This window comes from Dactylosporangium thailandense, from assembly GCF_059739745.1.
Genome location: NZ_AP029195.1, coordinates 900260 through 916119, shown reverse-complemented (window position 1 = coordinate 916119; position 15860 = coordinate 900260). Strand labels below are relative to the sequence as shown.

The window sequence follows — 15860 nt, the reverse complement described above, 5'->3', positions numbered from 1 at the left end:
CTGACCTCGCGATATGCGTCCGGCCGCATTCTCTCCAGCCCGCCCGAAAATTTTCGCGACCCGCCCTACGGCGTATAGACAGTCGCCTCGCGAGAGGTCTGCCGGATGCCGTTCGGGCCGTCGAACACCCGCCGGCCCCACCAGGTCATCGACTTGGCGTCGAACCGGTTCACCATGTCGAGGTTGCTCACGTCCCCGCTGTTGCCGCTCCAGGACCACGCGAGATAGCCGATGCCGTGCGCCTGCGCCTCGGCCATGACCGCGTCCTCGTCGACGTCGCCGTCGTGGTGGGTGTACGCGAACTCGGTCACCGCGATGGGCAGCTTCGCCTTCAGGTACCGCCCGGCGTAGTCGTGGATGTTCGTGGCCCGGCCGAATGCGCCGTAGATGTGGATCGAGAAGACGGTGTTGTGCCGCGGGTCGGCGGCGAAGACCTCGGCGGCGTGGTCGCGCATGGTGAACGACAGGTCCTGGCCCCAGTCGGGCGCGTCGACCAGCAGCGTCTGCTGGATGCCCGCCCGGCGCAGGCGGCGGATCGAGTCCGTGGTGTCGCCGGGCCAGGTGCGGACGTTGTCCAGGACGTACGGTTCGTTCGCGACGTCGACGACGGCGTAGCGCTCCTGGCCGATGAGCGCCTTGCGAATGCCGATCCAGTAGTCCACCGCCCGCGCCTGCGGAATGGCCTCCGGCCGGTAGCCCCAGCCCGTGGTGTCGTTGACCACCAGGACGCAGATGAGGCGGTTCTGCCGGCACAGGGCGATCACGTGCGCGACATCGGCCGCGTCGTTGCGCTTCGCGACCACGCCGGTGGACAGCTCGACCCGGACGGTGTTGGCGCCCATCGCCTTGACGTCGCTGAACACCTGAGCCGTCTTCTCCGGGAACACGGCGTGGTTCTCACCCACGCCGCGCATGACGAACTCGTGGTTGTCGGCGTCGTAGAGGCGCCCGTCGCGCACGTGGAAGCCGGGCCGGACCGCCGCATCGCTCGGCCGGGGGGAACCACCGGGCCCCGGCTCCCCGTGCGTGTGGTGCAGCCGCCCCACGAGGACGAGCGCGGCCACGACGGCGAGCGACGTCCCCGCGACGGCGGTGCGCTTCCTCATGAACCACCTCGGACGGGATCTCCCGGCAATCGCCTGGCAATGTCGTAGCGCAGCCGGAGCACTTCCCCGAGGCCGGTCGTCTAATCCGGCAGCACGGGCTTCTCCCAGACGGAGACGTGCTGGGCGCTCTCGCTCGTGAACGGCTCGCGGTGCCAGTTCGCCCACCGGTCGCGCAGGTGCAGGCCGGACATCTGGGCCATCAGGTCCAGCTCGGCGGGCCAGACGTAGCGGAACGGGATCGAGCGGAAGCCGCCGCGGCCGTTGACGACCTCGACATAGTTCGAGCTCATGGACTGCGTCGCGACGTCGTACAGGTCGTAGGCCCACCGCGTCTCGCTCACGTGGAACGGCACGGCGTCCTGCCCGGGCGGGAGCCGGCGCAGGTCCGGCATCATGACCTCGATGACGAACCGGCCGCCGGGCTGCAGGTGCGCCGCGACGTTGCGGAAGCAGGCCACCTGCGCCGCCTGCGTCGTCAGGTTCATGATCGTGTTGAAGACCAGGTAGGCCACGGAGAAGGCGCCGTCCACCCGCGTCGTGGCGAAGTCCCCGATCGTCACCCCGACCGCGTCACCACCGGGCTTCTCGCGCAGCCGGGCGACCATGGCCCGCGACAGGTCGATGCCGTGCACGGCGACGCCGCGGGCCGCCAGCGGCAGCGCGATGCGGCCCGTGCCGATGCCCAGCTCCAGCGCGCGGCCGCCGTCGGCGAGCTCGGCGAGCGCGTCGACGATCGGCTCGACGACCGCCGGGTCGGCCATGTCCGCCGACGACTCGTCGTACCTGGCCGCGACCTTTTCCCCGAAGTACCCATCCTGATCGATCACCGCAGGACCCTATCGCGGGCGCCCCCGCGCTCACCGGCCGCCGGTCGCCCGTCGAACAGGTGTTCCAGCCCCCGATGTTTCGCAATGATGTCGATCGTTGCGGGGGTCACGGACACACATAGGCCGATCCGGATTGATAGGTTGGATCACCGCACCGCGGGGAGCGCTCTCCCGGCGGGCCGCGATACCGCATGTTCAGGGGGGAGGCGCCATGCGTGCGCGATGCGCGAGACGTTCACGGCCGGCAATGCCTACGGGGTGTGACGCATGACCGCGGCGCTGCCCGGTGAGCTGTTCGAGGATTTCCGCGGCCGCGTCCGGGACCGGTGGCGGATCATCCGGCTGGTGCCGACCGGCGGCGCCGCGGCGGTCGGTGCCGCGCTGCTCATGCAGGTCGTCGCCGGCGCGCTGCCGGTCGCGTTCGTGGTGCTGACCGGTGCGGTGATCCAGCGGGTGCCGGAGACCGTGCGGGCCGGGATCGGGACGCCGCAGTGGCACGGGCTGCGCAACGTGCTCGTCGCCGCGGCGGTGGTGTTCTTCGCCCAGCAGGCGCTGCTGCCGGTGCAGGCGTGGGCCGGTGAGCTGATCCGCCGCAGGATCGACGACATCGCCTCGGACCGGGTCATGGCCGCCTCGTTCGCCACGCACGACCTCGGGGTCCTGGAGGACCAGGAGGTCATCGAGTCCGCCGCCAACGGTGTGGAGATGCTCAAGGTCACCGTGTGGACCCCGGGGGCCGCCTGCACCGGCGTGATCGCGCTCGTCTCGCGCTACCTGCAGACGATCCTCGCCGGCGCGGTCGTCGGGTGGATCTTCAGCTGGTGGGCCGGTGCGCTGCTGGTCCTGGCGGGGCTGACGATCCGGTTCGGGTACCGGCTGGGGCTGTCGGTGTTCGTGAAGTCGTGGCGGACCGTCGACGCCGAGCGGCGCAAGCGCTGGTACTTCCGCGACCTGCTGCTCGAGCCGCGCGCCGCCAAGGAGGTGCGGGTCTTCGGCCTGCTGCCGTGGCTGCGGGAGCGGTTCACCACGACGGCGCTGGAGTCGGTGTACCCGACCTGGGCCGTCCGGCGGCGGATCTTCTACGGGCCCTACGTGCTGTACACCCTCGTCGCCTTCGCCGCGACCGCGGGGGCGCTGGCGATGACCGCGAACGCCGCGGCCGGCCAGGTGCTCGCCATCGGCAGTGCCGCGCTCGTCGCGCAGGCCGCGCTGTCCTCGCTGCAGATCGGCGGGTTCATCGCCGACTCCGACGTGCAGACCGAGTACGGCACCGTCACCTCCCAGGCATTGCAGCGCTTCGAGGACACGGTCGCCGCGCGGGCCGGTGCCACGGCCGCGGACCGGGACCCGGCGGGCCTGCCCCGGACCGGGATTCGCTTCGAGGGCGTCACATTCGGCTACGGCGACGGCGCTCCGGTGCTCAAGGACCTCGACCTGGACGTGCCGGCCGGGCAGTCGCTCGCCGTGGTCGGGCTCAACGGCGCCGGGAAGTCGACGCTGGTGAAGCTGCTGTCGCGGTTCTACGAGCCGCGGCAGGGGCAGATCACCGTCGACGGCATCGACCTGCGGGACTTCCCGGCGCAGCGCTGGCAGCGCCAGATCGCCGCGGTGTTCCAGGACTTCGTGCAGTTCGAGCTGCCGGTGCGCGACAACGTCGGCTTCGGCGCGACCGGCCTGCGCGGCGACACGGCCCGGATCGAGTCGGCGCTGGAGCGGGCGGGGGCCGCGGACATCGTCCGGGGGCTGCCCGACGGGCTCGACACGATCCTGTCCCGGCAGTACGAGGGCGGCACCGACCTGTCCGGCGGGCAGTGGCAGCGCATCGCCATCGCGCGGGCGTTCATGGCCGTCGACCGGGGCGCCCGGCTGCTGGTGCTGGACGAGCCGACGTCGAACCTCGACGTGCGGGCCGAGGTCGAGTTCTTCGACCGGTTCCTGGAGCTGACGCGCGGCCTCACCACGATCGTGATCTCGCACCGGTTCTCCACTGTCCGGCGCGCCGACCGGATCGTCGTGCTCGACGACGGGCGGGTCGTGGAGTCCGGCAGCCACCAGGAGCTCGTCGACGCCGGCGGCCGGTACGCCGAGCTGTTCCACCTGCAAGCGGCCCGGTTCACCGACGACGCGGCCGACGTCGAGGAGGCAACCCGATGACCGAGTTCGCCCGCAACATCGCCGCGATCCTGTCCTCCGCGCGGCAGGCCAGCCCGTCCCGGCTCGCCGTGTCGCTGGTCCTCATGATCCTCGGTGCGGTGAGCGGGCCGCTCATCGCGCTCACCCTGAAGCAGATGATCGACGCCTCGATCGACCACCGGGTCGCCTGGGCGGTCGGCGCGTCGGTGGTCTTCGCGTTCATCGCCCTGGCCCACCTGACGATGGAGCACTTCGCGCACATCTTCTTCTTCGAGCTGTGCGACCTGCACGCGATCCGCGTCGAGTCCGAGCTCGGGCAGCTCGCCCTCGGCACGCCCGGCATCGAGCAGCACGAGCTGTCCGACTTCGCCGACCGGATGGAGCTGCTGCGCAAGGAGAGCGGCTCGATCGGCGAGGCGGTGCAGGCCGTGCTCACCGCCATCGCGCTGGCCGTGCAGATCGTGCTGACCGCGGTCCTGCTGGCCTACCTGCAGCCGTTCCTGCTGCTGCTCCCCCTGGCCGCGATCCCCCCGGTGATCGCCGGGCGGATGGCCGAGCAGCGCCGCCAGCGCGCCGAGCTCGCCACCGCCGAGCAGGAGCGGCTCAGCACGCACCTGCTGGAGCTGGCCGTGCGGCCCGCGGCGGCCAAGGAGATCCGGATCTTCGGCCTGCAGGACGAGCTGCGCTCGCGGCGGGCGGGACTGCGCCGCGACATCCACGCCCGGCTGCGCAAGGCCGAGACGACCGGCATGGTGCTGCGCATCCTCGGGCAGCTGGTGTTCGCCGCGGGATACGTCGGCGCGGTCGTCCTCGTCGTGCGCGAGGCGATCGCCGGGCGGCGCAGCACGGGCGACGTCATCATGGCCGTCGCGCTCGCGGTGCAGACCAGCGCGCAGACGGCGAACGCGCTGAAGCTCGCGCAGGACCTCCAGCGCCACGCGCGCACCGTGCAGTGGGTGTCGTGGCTGCACGAGCGGGTCGCGAAGCTCCAGCCGCCGCCGGCGGACCTGCCCGCCCCGGACCGCCTGGAGCAGGGCATCGTGTTCGACGAGGTGTCCTTCCGGTACCCCGGCAGCGACCGCGACGCGCTCAGCCACGTGAACCTGCGCATCGCCCCCGGGACGACCGTCGCGATCGTCGGCGACAACGGCGCCGGGAAGTCGACGCTGACGAAGCTGCTGTGCCGGTTCTACCGCCCCTCCGGCGGCGCGATCACCGTCGACGGCGCGGACCTGTCCCGCATCGACCCGCAGGCGTGGCTGTCGCGGATCGCGGCGAACTTCCAGGACCACGTGCGCTTCGAGCTCGCCGCCGGGCAGGTGGTCGGGCTCGGGGACCTGCCGCGCGGCGACGACGAGGAGGCGGTCCGCCGGGCGCTGCACCGCGCCGACGCGACCGGCGTCGTCGACGGCCTGCCCGACGGGCTGGCCACCCAGCTCGGCAAGTCCTACGCCGACGGCGCGGAGCTGTCCGGCGGGCAGTGGCAGCGCCTGGCCCTCGGCCGGGCCATGATGCGCGAGGCGCCGCTGCTGCTCCTGCTCGACGAGCCCGCCTCCGCCCTCGACCCGCAGGCCGAGCACGCGCTGTTCGAGCGCTACGCGGAGTCGGCCAAGCAGGCCGCGGCGGTCAACGGCGGGGTCTGCGTCCTGGTGTCGCACCGGTTCTCCACGGTGCGCATGGCCGACCTCATCGTCGTGCTCGACAGCGGCGGCGTGGTCGAGCAGGGCAGCCACGACGAGCTGATGCGCCGCGGCGGGCTCTACGCGGAGCTGTTCGAGCTCCAGGCATCGGTGTACCGGTAGGCAGTGATACCAGACGGGGAGGGCACGATGACGACACCGGGCACGACGGTCTCCGTCCGCTTCGAGGGCGGGCGGGGCGGTGAGGCACCCCTGACGTGGGCGCAGCGGTTCATGTACGACGTGGTCGAGTCGCTGCGCGGCCAGGACACCCACCTCAACTTCCACATCCGCGCGGACGTGCCGGCCGGCGCGTCCACCGAGGCGGTCGGCGCGGCGGTGCGGACCCTCGTGGAGCGCAACGAGGTGCTGCGCACGCGCTTCCACCCGGGCCCGGACGGCGAGCCGGTGCAGACCGTCCTGCCGTCGGGGACCGTCGAGATCGGCCTCGTCGACGGGGTCGGCCCGGACGGGGTGGAGGACTTCTGCGCGGCGGTGCGCTTCGCCGACCACGAGTGGCCGCTGCGCGTCTCGCTGCTGTGCGACGACGACGAGCCCCGGCACCTGGTGGTCACGGTCGGCCACGCCGCGGTCGACCAGTGGGCCGCGGCGCTGCTCGGCGACCAGCTCACCGCGCTGCTGGCCGGCGACGCGCTCAGCGCGCCCCCCGAGGGCGAGCAGCCGCTGGACCGGGCCCGGTTCGAGGGCTCGCCGGAGGGTGAGCAGCTGCGCGAACGGACCCTCGGGCACCTCGAGGCGCAGCTGCGCGCGGCCCAGCAGACGCTGTTCCCCGCCGCGTCCCGGGCGCCGGAGTCGCCGCGGTACTGGATCGGCGAGCTCGACTCGCCGCTGGGCGGCATCGCCATCCGCAAGGCCGCGCGCCGGCTGCGCGTGCCGGCCACCGCGGTCCTGCTCGGCCTGTTCGCGATCTTCGTCGGCGAGCGGGGCCGCACCGGCGCGCCGCTGATGCTCATCATCGCCGGGAACCGCCACACGGAGGCGGCGATGCGCTACGTCGGGCAGCTCGCCCAGTTCACCGCGACGACGGTGCCGGTGGACCCGGACAGCGTCGCGGCGACGGTGCGCGCCGCGTCGCGCGGCCTGCTGGAGTCGTACTCCTTCGGCCAGTACCCGACGCTGGAGCTGGAGCGTCTCGTGGAGACCGTCGGCACGCGGCGGGGCGTGGCCCTCGACCTCACCACGACCCTGAACGTCCACCACAGCGACGCGGACATGTCCCCGGTGAGCGACGAGGCGTTCGCCGAGGCCGTGGCCAAGTACGCGGACGCGACCACCTTCGGGTGGCTGTCGAAGCTGGAGGTGGAGAACTACAAGCTCTACCTCGACGCGCGCGTCGACGACCGGCTGCACCTGTGGCTGCGGACCGACACCGCGGTCATCTCCCCCGCCGGCACCGAGGCGCTGCTGCGCGGCATGGAGCACGCCATGGTCCGGCTCGCGACCGGCGACCTGAAGGTCGAGGAACTCATGGCGCAGACCGGTGCGCCCGCGTCCCGCCCGGCGTCGGGCGACGAGCGCGTCGTGGACCACAGCCTGGTCGACCTGCGCGACTGCCTCCGGCTCGTCACGGACGCGACCGGAGCACCGGCCGCGGTGAGCGTCGAGGACGGCGACCGGCTCACCGCGTGGGTGGCACCGGCCGACCCGGCGACGGTGACGCCGCAAAGCCTGCACGCCGCCTGCATGGCCGCCCTGCCGGGCCGCCGGACGGCGATGGCGCCGCAGCACTACGTGGTGTGCGCGGAACCGCCCGCTGACCCGGCCGACCTCGGCCAGTGGCGCGCCCTGCCGGTCGTCGCGTCGGCGACCGGCCGCTGATGGCGCACCCCGCGGCGGCCTCAGCCCGCGCGGCGCCGGGCCGCCGGGTCGGTCAGCGACGGCGGGCGGTGGCCGGCGTCGGCGGGGTTGACGTCGGTGCCCGGCGGGACGATCTCGTCGATGCGGTCCAGCAGGTCGTCCGGCAGGTCGACGTCGGCGGCGCCGAGCTGGGACTCCAGGTGCTCCATGGTGCGCGGGCCGACGATCGCCGAGGTGACCGCCGGGTGCCGCAGGACGAACGCGACGGCCAGGTGCACCAGCGACAGGCCGGCCTCGGCGGCGAGGTTACCGAGGCGCTCGGCGGCGACCAGCTTCGCGGCGTTGGCGGGGTGCCGCGGGTCGTAGCGGTGCGGGGAGCGCGCGGCCCGCATCGACACCGGCCCGGCGTCGCGGTGCTTGCGGCCGGACAGCCAGCCGCCGGCGATCGGGCTCCACGGCAGGACCGCCAGGCCGTAGCGCTCCGCCAGCGGCAGGACCTCCCGTTCGACGCCGCGGACCAGCATCGAGTACGGCGGCTGCTCGCACACCGGCCGCTCCCGGCCCCGGGTGCGGGCCACCCACTGCGCCTCGACGAGCTCGCCGGCCCCGAAGGTGGAGGTGCCGACGTAGCGGACCTTGCCGGCGGCGACCAGGTCGCTCAGCGCGCCGAGGGTCTCGTCGATGTCGGTGTGCGGGTCGGGCCGGTGCGCCTGGTACAGGTCGATGTGGTCGGTCCCGAGACGGCGCAGGCTGTCCTCGGCGGCCCGCACGATCCAGCGGCGGGAGCTGCCCGCGTGGTTGCGCCCGCCGGGCATCTGCCCGTGGAACTTCGTCGCGAGGAACACGTCGTCGCGGCGGCCACCGGCCAGGGCCCGGCCGACGATCTCCTCGGACTCGCCGGCGGAGTACACGTCGGCGGTGTCGATCGCGTTCACGCCCGCGTCGAGGGCCGCGTGGATGATCCGCACGCTGTCGTCGTGGTCCGGGTTTCCGGACGCGCCGAAGTTCATCGCGCCGAGCGTCAGGGTGCTCAGCTCCACCCCCGTGCGCCCGAACCTCCGGTACCGCATCCCCTGCCCCTTCCGCCGGTCCGCCGGGCATCGCCGGCGATCACTCGACCATATTTGCTCTTGCCGATAGCATGCTCCCATTCGCGGCCTGCCCGACGAACACCACACGGGGACCCACATGACCTTCGCACCTGACCGGATCACGATCGGGGAACGCATCGGCGCGCTCGCCGCCGAGCACCCGGACACCCTGGCGATCGTGTCGGTCGCGCCCGACGGCACCCGCCGGACGCTCACCTGGGAGCACCTGGAGCGCGTCACCAACGTCGCGGCCCGCGGCCTGCTCGAGCGGGCCCGCACGGCCGGGGTGAGCCCGGCCGGCCCGGTCGGCATCGCGCTGCCCAGCGGCCTGGACCACGTCATCGCCACCCTCGCCGCGTGGAAGGCCGGTGCGCTCGTCGTGCCGCTCAACCACGAGGCCACCGAGACCGAGCGCGCGGCGCTTCGGGCCAAGCTCGCCGGCGGCATGCTCATCGGCGGCCGCGAGTGGGACGGCGAGGAGACCGCCACCGTCGCGGGCGGCTGGTGGCGCGACGACGACGGGCTCGGCGACGGCCCGGTCGAGGCGGCCGGGGTCCCGCGGTCGGCGTCGGCCAGCGGCGGCAGCACCGGCCTGCCCCGCATCGTCATCCGCCGCCGCCCGTGGGTCTACGACCCGGAGCGGCTGCTCTCCGACGCGGACCGCGAGACCGGGCTGCGCTTCGGCCAGGCTCAGCTGGTGACGCTGCCGATGTACCACGCCGGGTTCACCGGGCTGCACCACGGCCTCGTGCTCGACCACACGATCGTGCTGCTGGAGCGGTTCGTGCCGACGCTGTTCGCCGGGCTGGTCGAGGAGTTCCGGGTCAACTGCTTCCGGATCGTGCCGACCCAGATGCGGATGCTGCTGGAGGTGCCCGCGTTCGCCGAGGCCGACCTCACCAGCATCGAGGCGGTGCACCAGGGCGCGGGGCCGTGCCTGGTCGAGGTGAAGCGCCGCTGGCTGGAGCTGGTGCCGCCGAAGGTCGTGTTCGAGGACTACTCCAGCGTCGAGCGGCTGGGCCTGGTCACCATCCGCGGCGACGAGTGGCTGGAGCACCCCGGCAGCGTCGGGCGCCCCACCGACTGCGAGGTGCTGGTCCTGCGCCCCGACGGCACCCCGGCGCAGACGAACGAGGTCGGCGAGCTGTACCTGCGCTCGGCCACGACCGCGCAGCCGGAGTACCTCGGCGACGGGCCGCCGCTGCGCTCCCACGGCGACTTCCTCACGCTCGGCGACGCGGGCCGCATCGACGAGGAGGGCTACCTGTTCCTCGTCGGGCGCACCAGCGACGTGCTCAACGTCGGCGGCGCCAACGTGTACCCGTCGGAGATCGAGGCGGTGCTGCTCGGCCACCCCGCGGTCCGCGACGCGGTCGTCGTGGGCAAGCCGCACGAGTACCTCGGCGAGGCCGTGCACGCGCTGGTCGCCGCGGCCGACCCGCAGTCGCCGCCGGACCGGTGGGACCTCGACGCCTACTGCCGCGAGCACCTCTCACTGGCGAAGGTGCCGCTGTCGTACGAGTTCGTCGACGATGTCGGGCGCACGAGCGCCGGGAAGCTGCGGCGCGGTGCCGCGACGGGAGGAGCGCGATGAGCGACGTCGAGACCGGGGTCTACGAGATCGTCGGACGGGTCCTGGGCTCCCGCGAGTGGACGCCGAAGAGCGACTTCTTCGACGTCGGCGGCAGCTCCCTGGGCGCGATCCAGATCGTGGGCATGGTCGAGGAGCGCTTCGGCGTGCGGGTGTCGCTCACCGACTTCTTCGACGCGCCGGACCTGGAGACGTTCGCCGCGCTCGTGGTCGAACGGCACTGAGGCGCATGCGGATCCTGGTGACCAACGACGACGGCGTCGCCGCGCCGGGCCTCGCGGTCCTCGCGGCGGCGGCCGTCCGCCGGGGCCACGAGGTCGTCGTCGCCGCGCCGCTGAGCGACCACAGCGGCGCGAGCGCGTCGCTCGTGTTCGACCTCGCCCGGGGCGTACCGGTGCGCCGCTGCCGTCTCGAAGGTGCCGGTCTCGACGGTGCCGGTCTCGAAGGTGCCGGTCTCGACGGTGCCGGTCTCGAAGGTGTCGAGGCGTTCGGCGTCGACGGCAGCCCCGCCCTGGCCGTGCTGCTGGCCCGGTCCGGGGTGTTCGGGCCGCGGCCGTCGATGGTGCTGTCCGGCGTGAACGCGGGCGCCAACACCGGCCGGGGCGTCCTGCACTCCGGTACCGTCGGCGCCGCCCTGACCGCCGCGACGATGGGCATGTCCGGGCTCGCGGTGAGCCTCGCGGCGGCCGAGCCCGTCCACTGGGACACCGCCGGCCTCGCCGCCGGGGCCGCCATCGACGCGCTCGTCTCGGCCCGGGCCCGCACGGTGCTCAACGTCAACGTGCCCGACATCCCGGCCGCCGCGGTGCTGGGCGTGCGCTGGGGGCGGCTCGCCGCGTTCGGCCCGACCCGGCTGTCGGTCGGCATGGCCGGCGAGGACCACGTCGAGCTGGCGGAGCGGCCGGGCACGCTGCCGCTGGACCCGGAGACCGACGCCGGCCTGGTCGCCGCCGGGTACGTCTCGGTCACCCCGCTGCAGGGCGTCACGGCGATCGACGACCGCGGCGACGCCGACCTCGCGGCCGCGATGCACGGGCCGCTGCGCGACGCGCTCGCCCCGCACGGGACACCGGCGGGAGCCCGGTGACGGCGGCCGACGACCTGCGGGACCGGCTCGCGCGGCTCGACCCGAGGCAGCGGCGCGCACTGCTCGATCGGATCCGGCCGGCGCCGCTCACGGCCGCCCAGTTCGGGATCTGGCTGTTCGAGCAGCTGAACCCGGACACGACCGCGTACCACAACCCGGCCGCGCTGCGGCTGCGCGGCCCGCTCGACCTCGGTGTCCTGCGCCGGACCCTGGAGGTGGTCCAGCAGCGCCACGACGCGCTGCGGCTGCGCCTCGACGAGGACGACGAGGGCATGCCGGTGCAGCGCGTCGCGCCGCGGGCCGAGGTGGCGCTGGACGTCGTCGACGCGGCCGGTGACCCCGAGGCCGCGGTGCTGGCGTCGGTGCGGGCCCCGTTCGACCTCACCGCCGGGCCGGTGTGGCGGGCCCGGTTGGTCCGCGTCGCGCCCGACGATCACATCCTGGTCATCACGTTCCACCACATCGTCTCCGACGGCTGGTCGCTCGGCGTCGTGCTGGCGGACTTCGCCGTCGCGTACACCGCCCTCGCCGCCGGCACCGAGCCGCCGCTGCCGCCGGTGCGCCCCGGCTACCTGGCCACCGTGCGGGCCGCCGCGGGACCGTCCGGTGCGGACAGGGCCCGGCTCGTCGCGTTCTGGCGCGGGTACCTCGACGGCGCACCGTCCCGCGTGACGCTCCCGGCGGACTCGCGGACACCGGCGAGCGGCTACGCGGGCGGCTCCGTGCCGTTCACCCTCGACGCCGCGGACACGGCCGGGCTGCGGGCGGTGTGCCGCTCGGCCGGCACGACGCTGTTCGCCGGGGCCACCGCCGTGTTCCTGGTCTGCCTCGCGCGGCTGTCCGGCGCCGACGACCTCGTGGTCACCACCCCGGTCGCGGGGCGGGACGACGCCGCGACCCAGTCCCTCGTGGGCTGTTTCCTCAACACGGTACCGGTGCGGGTGCGGCTGCGCCCCGGTGCCACCTTCCGCGACCTGGTCGCCACGGCCGGACGTTCGCTCGGCGAGGCCCTGGCCCACGCGGCGCTGCCCTACGCCGACATCGTCACGGCCGCGGCCACGGGCCGGGGCGAGTCGGCCGTCAGCAACGTGATGGTGCTGCACGGCAACGCCCCGACCGCGTTCCCGCCGCTGCCGGGGCTGCGCTGCGAGCGGTTCCGGGTCCCGGTCGCCGCGTCCAAGCACGACCTCGCCCTGCTGCTCACGCCCGGCGCCGACGGGCTGAGCGGCGAGCTGGAGTACAAGTCGGAGCTCTTCACCGCAGCGACGGCAGCGCGGCTGGCCGCAGCGTTCACCACCGCCGCCCGGGACCTCACCGGCCGCCCGGACGTGCCGCTCGACGGGCCGGAGGACTCGAGCACGGGGGCACCATGACACACATCGACCCGGCGCCCGGCGAGGTGCCGCACGACGCCGCCACCGTGCACGACGCGGTGTTCCGGCACGCCGCGGCGCGGCCGGACGCGCCGGCGGCGGAGGGGCCGGACGGCGTGCTCACCTTCGGTGCCCTGGCCGCCGCGGCGCGCGGGGTGGCCCGGGCGCTGCTCGAGGACGGGCCCGGCGGCACGGTCGTCGTGCGGGGCGGGACGGGCCCGCAGTACCTCGCCGCGGCGCTCGGCGTGATGGCGGCCGGCGCGGCCGTCGTGCCGGTGGGGCCGGACGACCCGCAGGCCCGGGTCGCGGCGATCCTGCGGGACAGCGGCGCCCGCGCCGTGCTCGACCTCGCGACCCTCCGCCTCGACCCGCACGACGCGCGGCTTCCGCCGGTGGACGGCGGGGAGCTGGCGTACGTGCTGTTCACGTCGGGCTCGACGGGCCGGCCCAAGGGCGTGATGGTCGAGCACCGCAACGTCCTCGCGTACGTGCGGTTCGTCGCCGGCGCCTACCGCGTGGACGGCACGGTGCCGGCCCTGCCCGCGCTGACCCCGCCGTCGTTCGACGCCTCGGTCCTGCAGACCTGGGCGCCGCTCACCCGCGGCGAGCCGGTGTGGCTGCTGCCGCACGGCACCCGCGAGGACCCGGCGGCGCTCGTCGCGGCGCTGCGGGAACGGCCCGGGAGCGGCCTGCACTGCGTGCCGTCGCTGTGGGAGGAGGCCCTGCGCGAGGTCGAGGACGGCGGCCCGCTCCCGCTGCGGGCGCTGCTGCTCGGCGGCGAGGTCGTGCGGCCCGAGCTGTGGGAGCGCACCCGCCGCGCCCTGCCCGCGACCCGGCTGGCCAACGTCTACGGTCCGACCGAGGCGACGGTGCAGGCGACCGGCGGCTTCCAGGCGGCGGGCGAGCCGCTCACCACCGGACGGCCGATCACCGGTACCACCGTCACGGTCCGCGACGAGCACGGCGCGGTGCTGCCGCCGGGTGTGCGCGGCGAGGTGCACATCGCCGGCGCCGGGGTCGGCCGCGGCTACCTCGGCCGGGACGACCTCACCGCCGAACGGTTCCGCGTCGAGGACGGCGTGCGGGTGTTCCGCACCGGCGACGCGGGCACGCTCGGCGCGGACGGCACGCTGGTCGTGCACGGGCGCCTCGACGACCAGGTGAAGGTCCGCGGGTACCGCATCGAGCCCGGCGACGTCGAGGCGGCCCTCCTGCGCCACCCGGCCGTGGCGGCCGCGGCCGTCACCGTGCAGCACCCGGGGTCGAGCTCGGCCCGGCTCGTCGCGGCCGTCGTCGCGCGGCCCGGCGCCGGTGACCTGCGCGCCTTCCTGGAGACCGAGCTGCCGGCGTACCTGGTGCCGACGCTCGTGCGCGAGGTGCCGCGGCTCCCCCATGCGGCGAGCGGCAAGGTGGACCGGGCCGCCGTGGCCGCGCTGTTCGACGCCGCCGCACCCGACGCCGGCACCGATGCGCGGCAGGCCCCCGGCGACGAGATCGCCGCGAAGGTCGCCGCGATCTGGGCCGAGCTGCTCGGCGCCGCGCCGGACGGCCCCGGCGACGACTTCTTCGACCAGGGCGGGCACTCGCTGCTCGCCACCCGGTTCGTGGCCCGGCTGCGCAAGGCGTTCGGCCGCCCGATCCCGCTGCGGACGGTGTTCGACCTTCGCACCTTCGGCGCGGTCACCGCCGCCGTGCGCGAGCTGGCCGGCGCCGGGACGGCGACCGCCTCCCCCACGCGGCCGGACACCGCGGCCGCCCCGGCACGGCCGCCCGCCCCGCTGGTCGAGCCGGTCCCGGTGCCCGCCGACCGGCCCGTGCCGCTGTCGCTGCAGCAGCGGTCGCTGTGGCACGCCGAGCAGGTCGCCCCCGGCATGGCCACGGCCCACGTCGTGCTGCCGCTGCGGCTCACCGGCGACGTGGACGAGCGGCGGGTCGCCGGCGCGCTGCGGGAGCTGGCCGCGCGGCACGAGGCCCTGCGCACGGTCGTGGACCCGGGCCGCCGCGACGGCGACGGCGAGGAGGACACCCTGCGGGTCCGGCCCGAGGCGGTGGTACCGCTGCGGGTGCACGACCTGCGCGACGCCGGCGAGGCCGGGCAGCACCGGCGGGGCCGGTCCCTCGCCTGGCAGGCGTACCGCACCCCGTTCGACCTCACCGCCGAGCCGCCGGTGCGGGCGGTCTGGCTGCGGCTCGCCGACGCCGAGTCGGTGCTGCTGCTCGTGCTGCACCACATCGCCTGCGACGGTGCGTCGCTGCGCATCCTCGTCGCCGACCTGACCCGCTCGCTGAACGGCACCGGCTCCGGCGCCGGCACTGAGCCCCGGGCCACGTACCGCGACTTCAGCGCCTGGCAGGCCGCGCGCCACGCCGCTGGGGAGCTCGACGCCCAGCAGGCGTTCTGGGCGGCCCGGCTGGGTGCGCCCCGCGACGCCGTGCGGTGGCCGCTGCCGGAGCCGGAGCGTCGCACCTACCGGCACGCGATCACGACCTGCGACGCCCCGGCGGCGCTCACCGGGGCCCTGGAGTCGCTCGCCACGGCGCACCGGACCAGCCCGCTCGTCGTGGTCTGCGCCGCGCTGGGGGTGCTGCTGCAGCGGCGGTACGGCACGAGCGAGCCGGCGACGGGCATCCTCACCGCGAACCGCACCCACGCCGAGTTCGACGGCACCGTCGGCCTGTTCGCCACCACGCTCGTGCTGCGGACCCCGGTGGCCCCGGACGCGCCCTTCACCGAGGTGCTGGCCGTCGTACGGGAGGCCGCCCTGCAGGCCGCGGCCCACCAGGAGGTGCCGCTCGACGTGGTCCTGGAGACGACCGGCGCCGTGGACCCGCCGATGGACGTGGCCCTGGTGATGGACATCGACGACGACCCGGTATCCACATCGGACGGTCCCGGCGGCTCGACCGGCGCTACCACCGGCTCTACGGCCGGCGCTACGGTCGGCGTGCAGGTCGTGGTGCCGGAGGCCGATGACGTGCCGACCGGCGTCGCGCTGGCCCCGACGCCGCTCACCGTGTTCGTCGCCCGCCACGGTTCCGGGCTGCGCCTCGCCGCCGAGTACAGCACCGACGTCTTCGAGGAGAAGGAAGCCCTCGCCCTGCTGGAGGCGCTGCTCGGCATCCTCGCCGACGCGACCGCAGGGCACCGCTGAGCC

General features: G+C 74.7%; 11 protein-coding genes. 8 read left to right on the top strand and 3 right to left on the bottom strand.

The window, feature by feature from the left end:
* Window positions 1-65: 65 nt before the first annotated feature.
* A complete protein-coding gene (locus AC6JBM_RS03880; protein ID WP_497982240.1) occupies window positions 66-1106 on the bottom strand; it encodes a cellulase family glycosylhydrolase in 1041 nt (346 codons plus the stop codon).
* Window positions 1107-1186: 80 nt separating this feature from the next.
* Window positions 1187-1933: a class I SAM-dependent DNA methyltransferase gene (locus tag AC6JBM_RS03875; RefSeq protein ID WP_497982239.1), complete on the bottom strand. Its 747-nt coding sequence runs from the start codon at window positions 1931-1933 to the stop codon at window positions 1187-1189.
* 267 nt (window positions 1934-2200) lie between these two features.
* Here AC6JBM_RS03875 and AC6JBM_RS03870 point away from each other — a divergent pair, with 267 nt between their 5' ends.
* From AC6JBM_RS03870 to AC6JBM_RS03860, 3 genes are read left to right on the top strand one after another with little or no spacing between them, the layout of a single operon-like run.
* Entirely contained in the window at window positions 2201-4087 is a 1887-nt protein-coding gene (locus AC6JBM_RS03870; protein ID WP_497982238.1) for an ABC transporter ATP-binding protein, read from the top strand.
* A complete protein-coding gene (locus tag AC6JBM_RS03865; protein WP_497982237.1) occupies window positions 4084-5868 on the top strand; it encodes an ABC transporter ATP-binding protein in 1785 nt (594 codons plus the stop codon). The genes AC6JBM_RS03870 and AC6JBM_RS03865 overlap by 4 nt, the downstream gene beginning before the upstream one ends.
* Before the next feature lie 27 nt (window positions 5869-5895).
* Entirely contained in the window at window positions 5896-7584 is a 1689-nt protein-coding gene (locus tag AC6JBM_RS03860) for a condensation domain-containing protein (protein WP_497982236.1), read from the top strand.
* A 20-nt stretch (window positions 7585-7604) separates the two neighbouring features.
* Here the strand turns inward: AC6JBM_RS03860 and AC6JBM_RS03855 are convergent, their stop codons facing one another.
* Window positions 7605-8633, bottom strand: coding sequence for an aldo/keto reductase (locus tag AC6JBM_RS03855; RefSeq protein ID WP_497982235.1), 1029 nt, complete (start codon window positions 8631-8633; stop codon window positions 7605-7607).
* A 118-nt stretch (window positions 8634-8751) separates the two neighbouring features.
* Here AC6JBM_RS03855 and AC6JBM_RS03850 point away from each other — a divergent pair, with 118 nt between their 5' ends.
* From AC6JBM_RS03850 to AC6JBM_RS03830, 5 genes are read left to right on the top strand one after another with little or no spacing between them, the layout of a single operon-like run.
* Window positions 8752-10248, top strand: coding sequence for an AMP-binding protein (locus tag AC6JBM_RS03850; protein WP_497982234.1), 1497 nt, complete (start codon window positions 8752-8754; stop codon window positions 10246-10248).
* Window positions 10245-10469 carry an acyl carrier protein gene (locus AC6JBM_RS03845; RefSeq protein WP_497982233.1) on the top strand — a complete coding sequence of 75 codons (225 nt, stop codon included), beginning with the start codon at window positions 10245-10247 and terminating at the stop codon, window positions 10467-10469. The genes AC6JBM_RS03850 and AC6JBM_RS03845 overlap by 4 nt, the downstream gene beginning before the upstream one ends.
* A gap of 5 nt (window positions 10470-10474) precedes the next feature.
* On the top strand, window positions 10475-11332 hold the full coding sequence (gene surE, locus AC6JBM_RS03840; protein ID WP_497982232.1) for a 5'/3'-nucleotidase SurE: 858 nt from the start codon (window positions 10475-10477) through the stop codon (window positions 11330-11332).
* Window positions 11329-12705, top strand: a complete 1377-nt coding sequence (locus AC6JBM_RS03835) for a condensation domain-containing protein (RefSeq protein ID WP_497982231.1) — start codon at window positions 11329-11331, stop codon at window positions 12703-12705. The genes surE and AC6JBM_RS03835 overlap by 4 nt, the downstream gene beginning before the upstream one ends.
* Window positions 12702-15857 carry an AMP-binding protein gene (locus AC6JBM_RS03830; RefSeq protein WP_497982230.1) on the top strand — a complete coding sequence of 1052 codons (3156 nt, stop codon included), beginning with the start codon at window positions 12702-12704 and terminating at the stop codon, window positions 15855-15857. Before AC6JBM_RS03835 ends, AC6JBM_RS03830 begins: the two co-directional genes overlap by 4 nt.
* Window positions 15858-15860 lie beyond the last annotated feature (3 nt).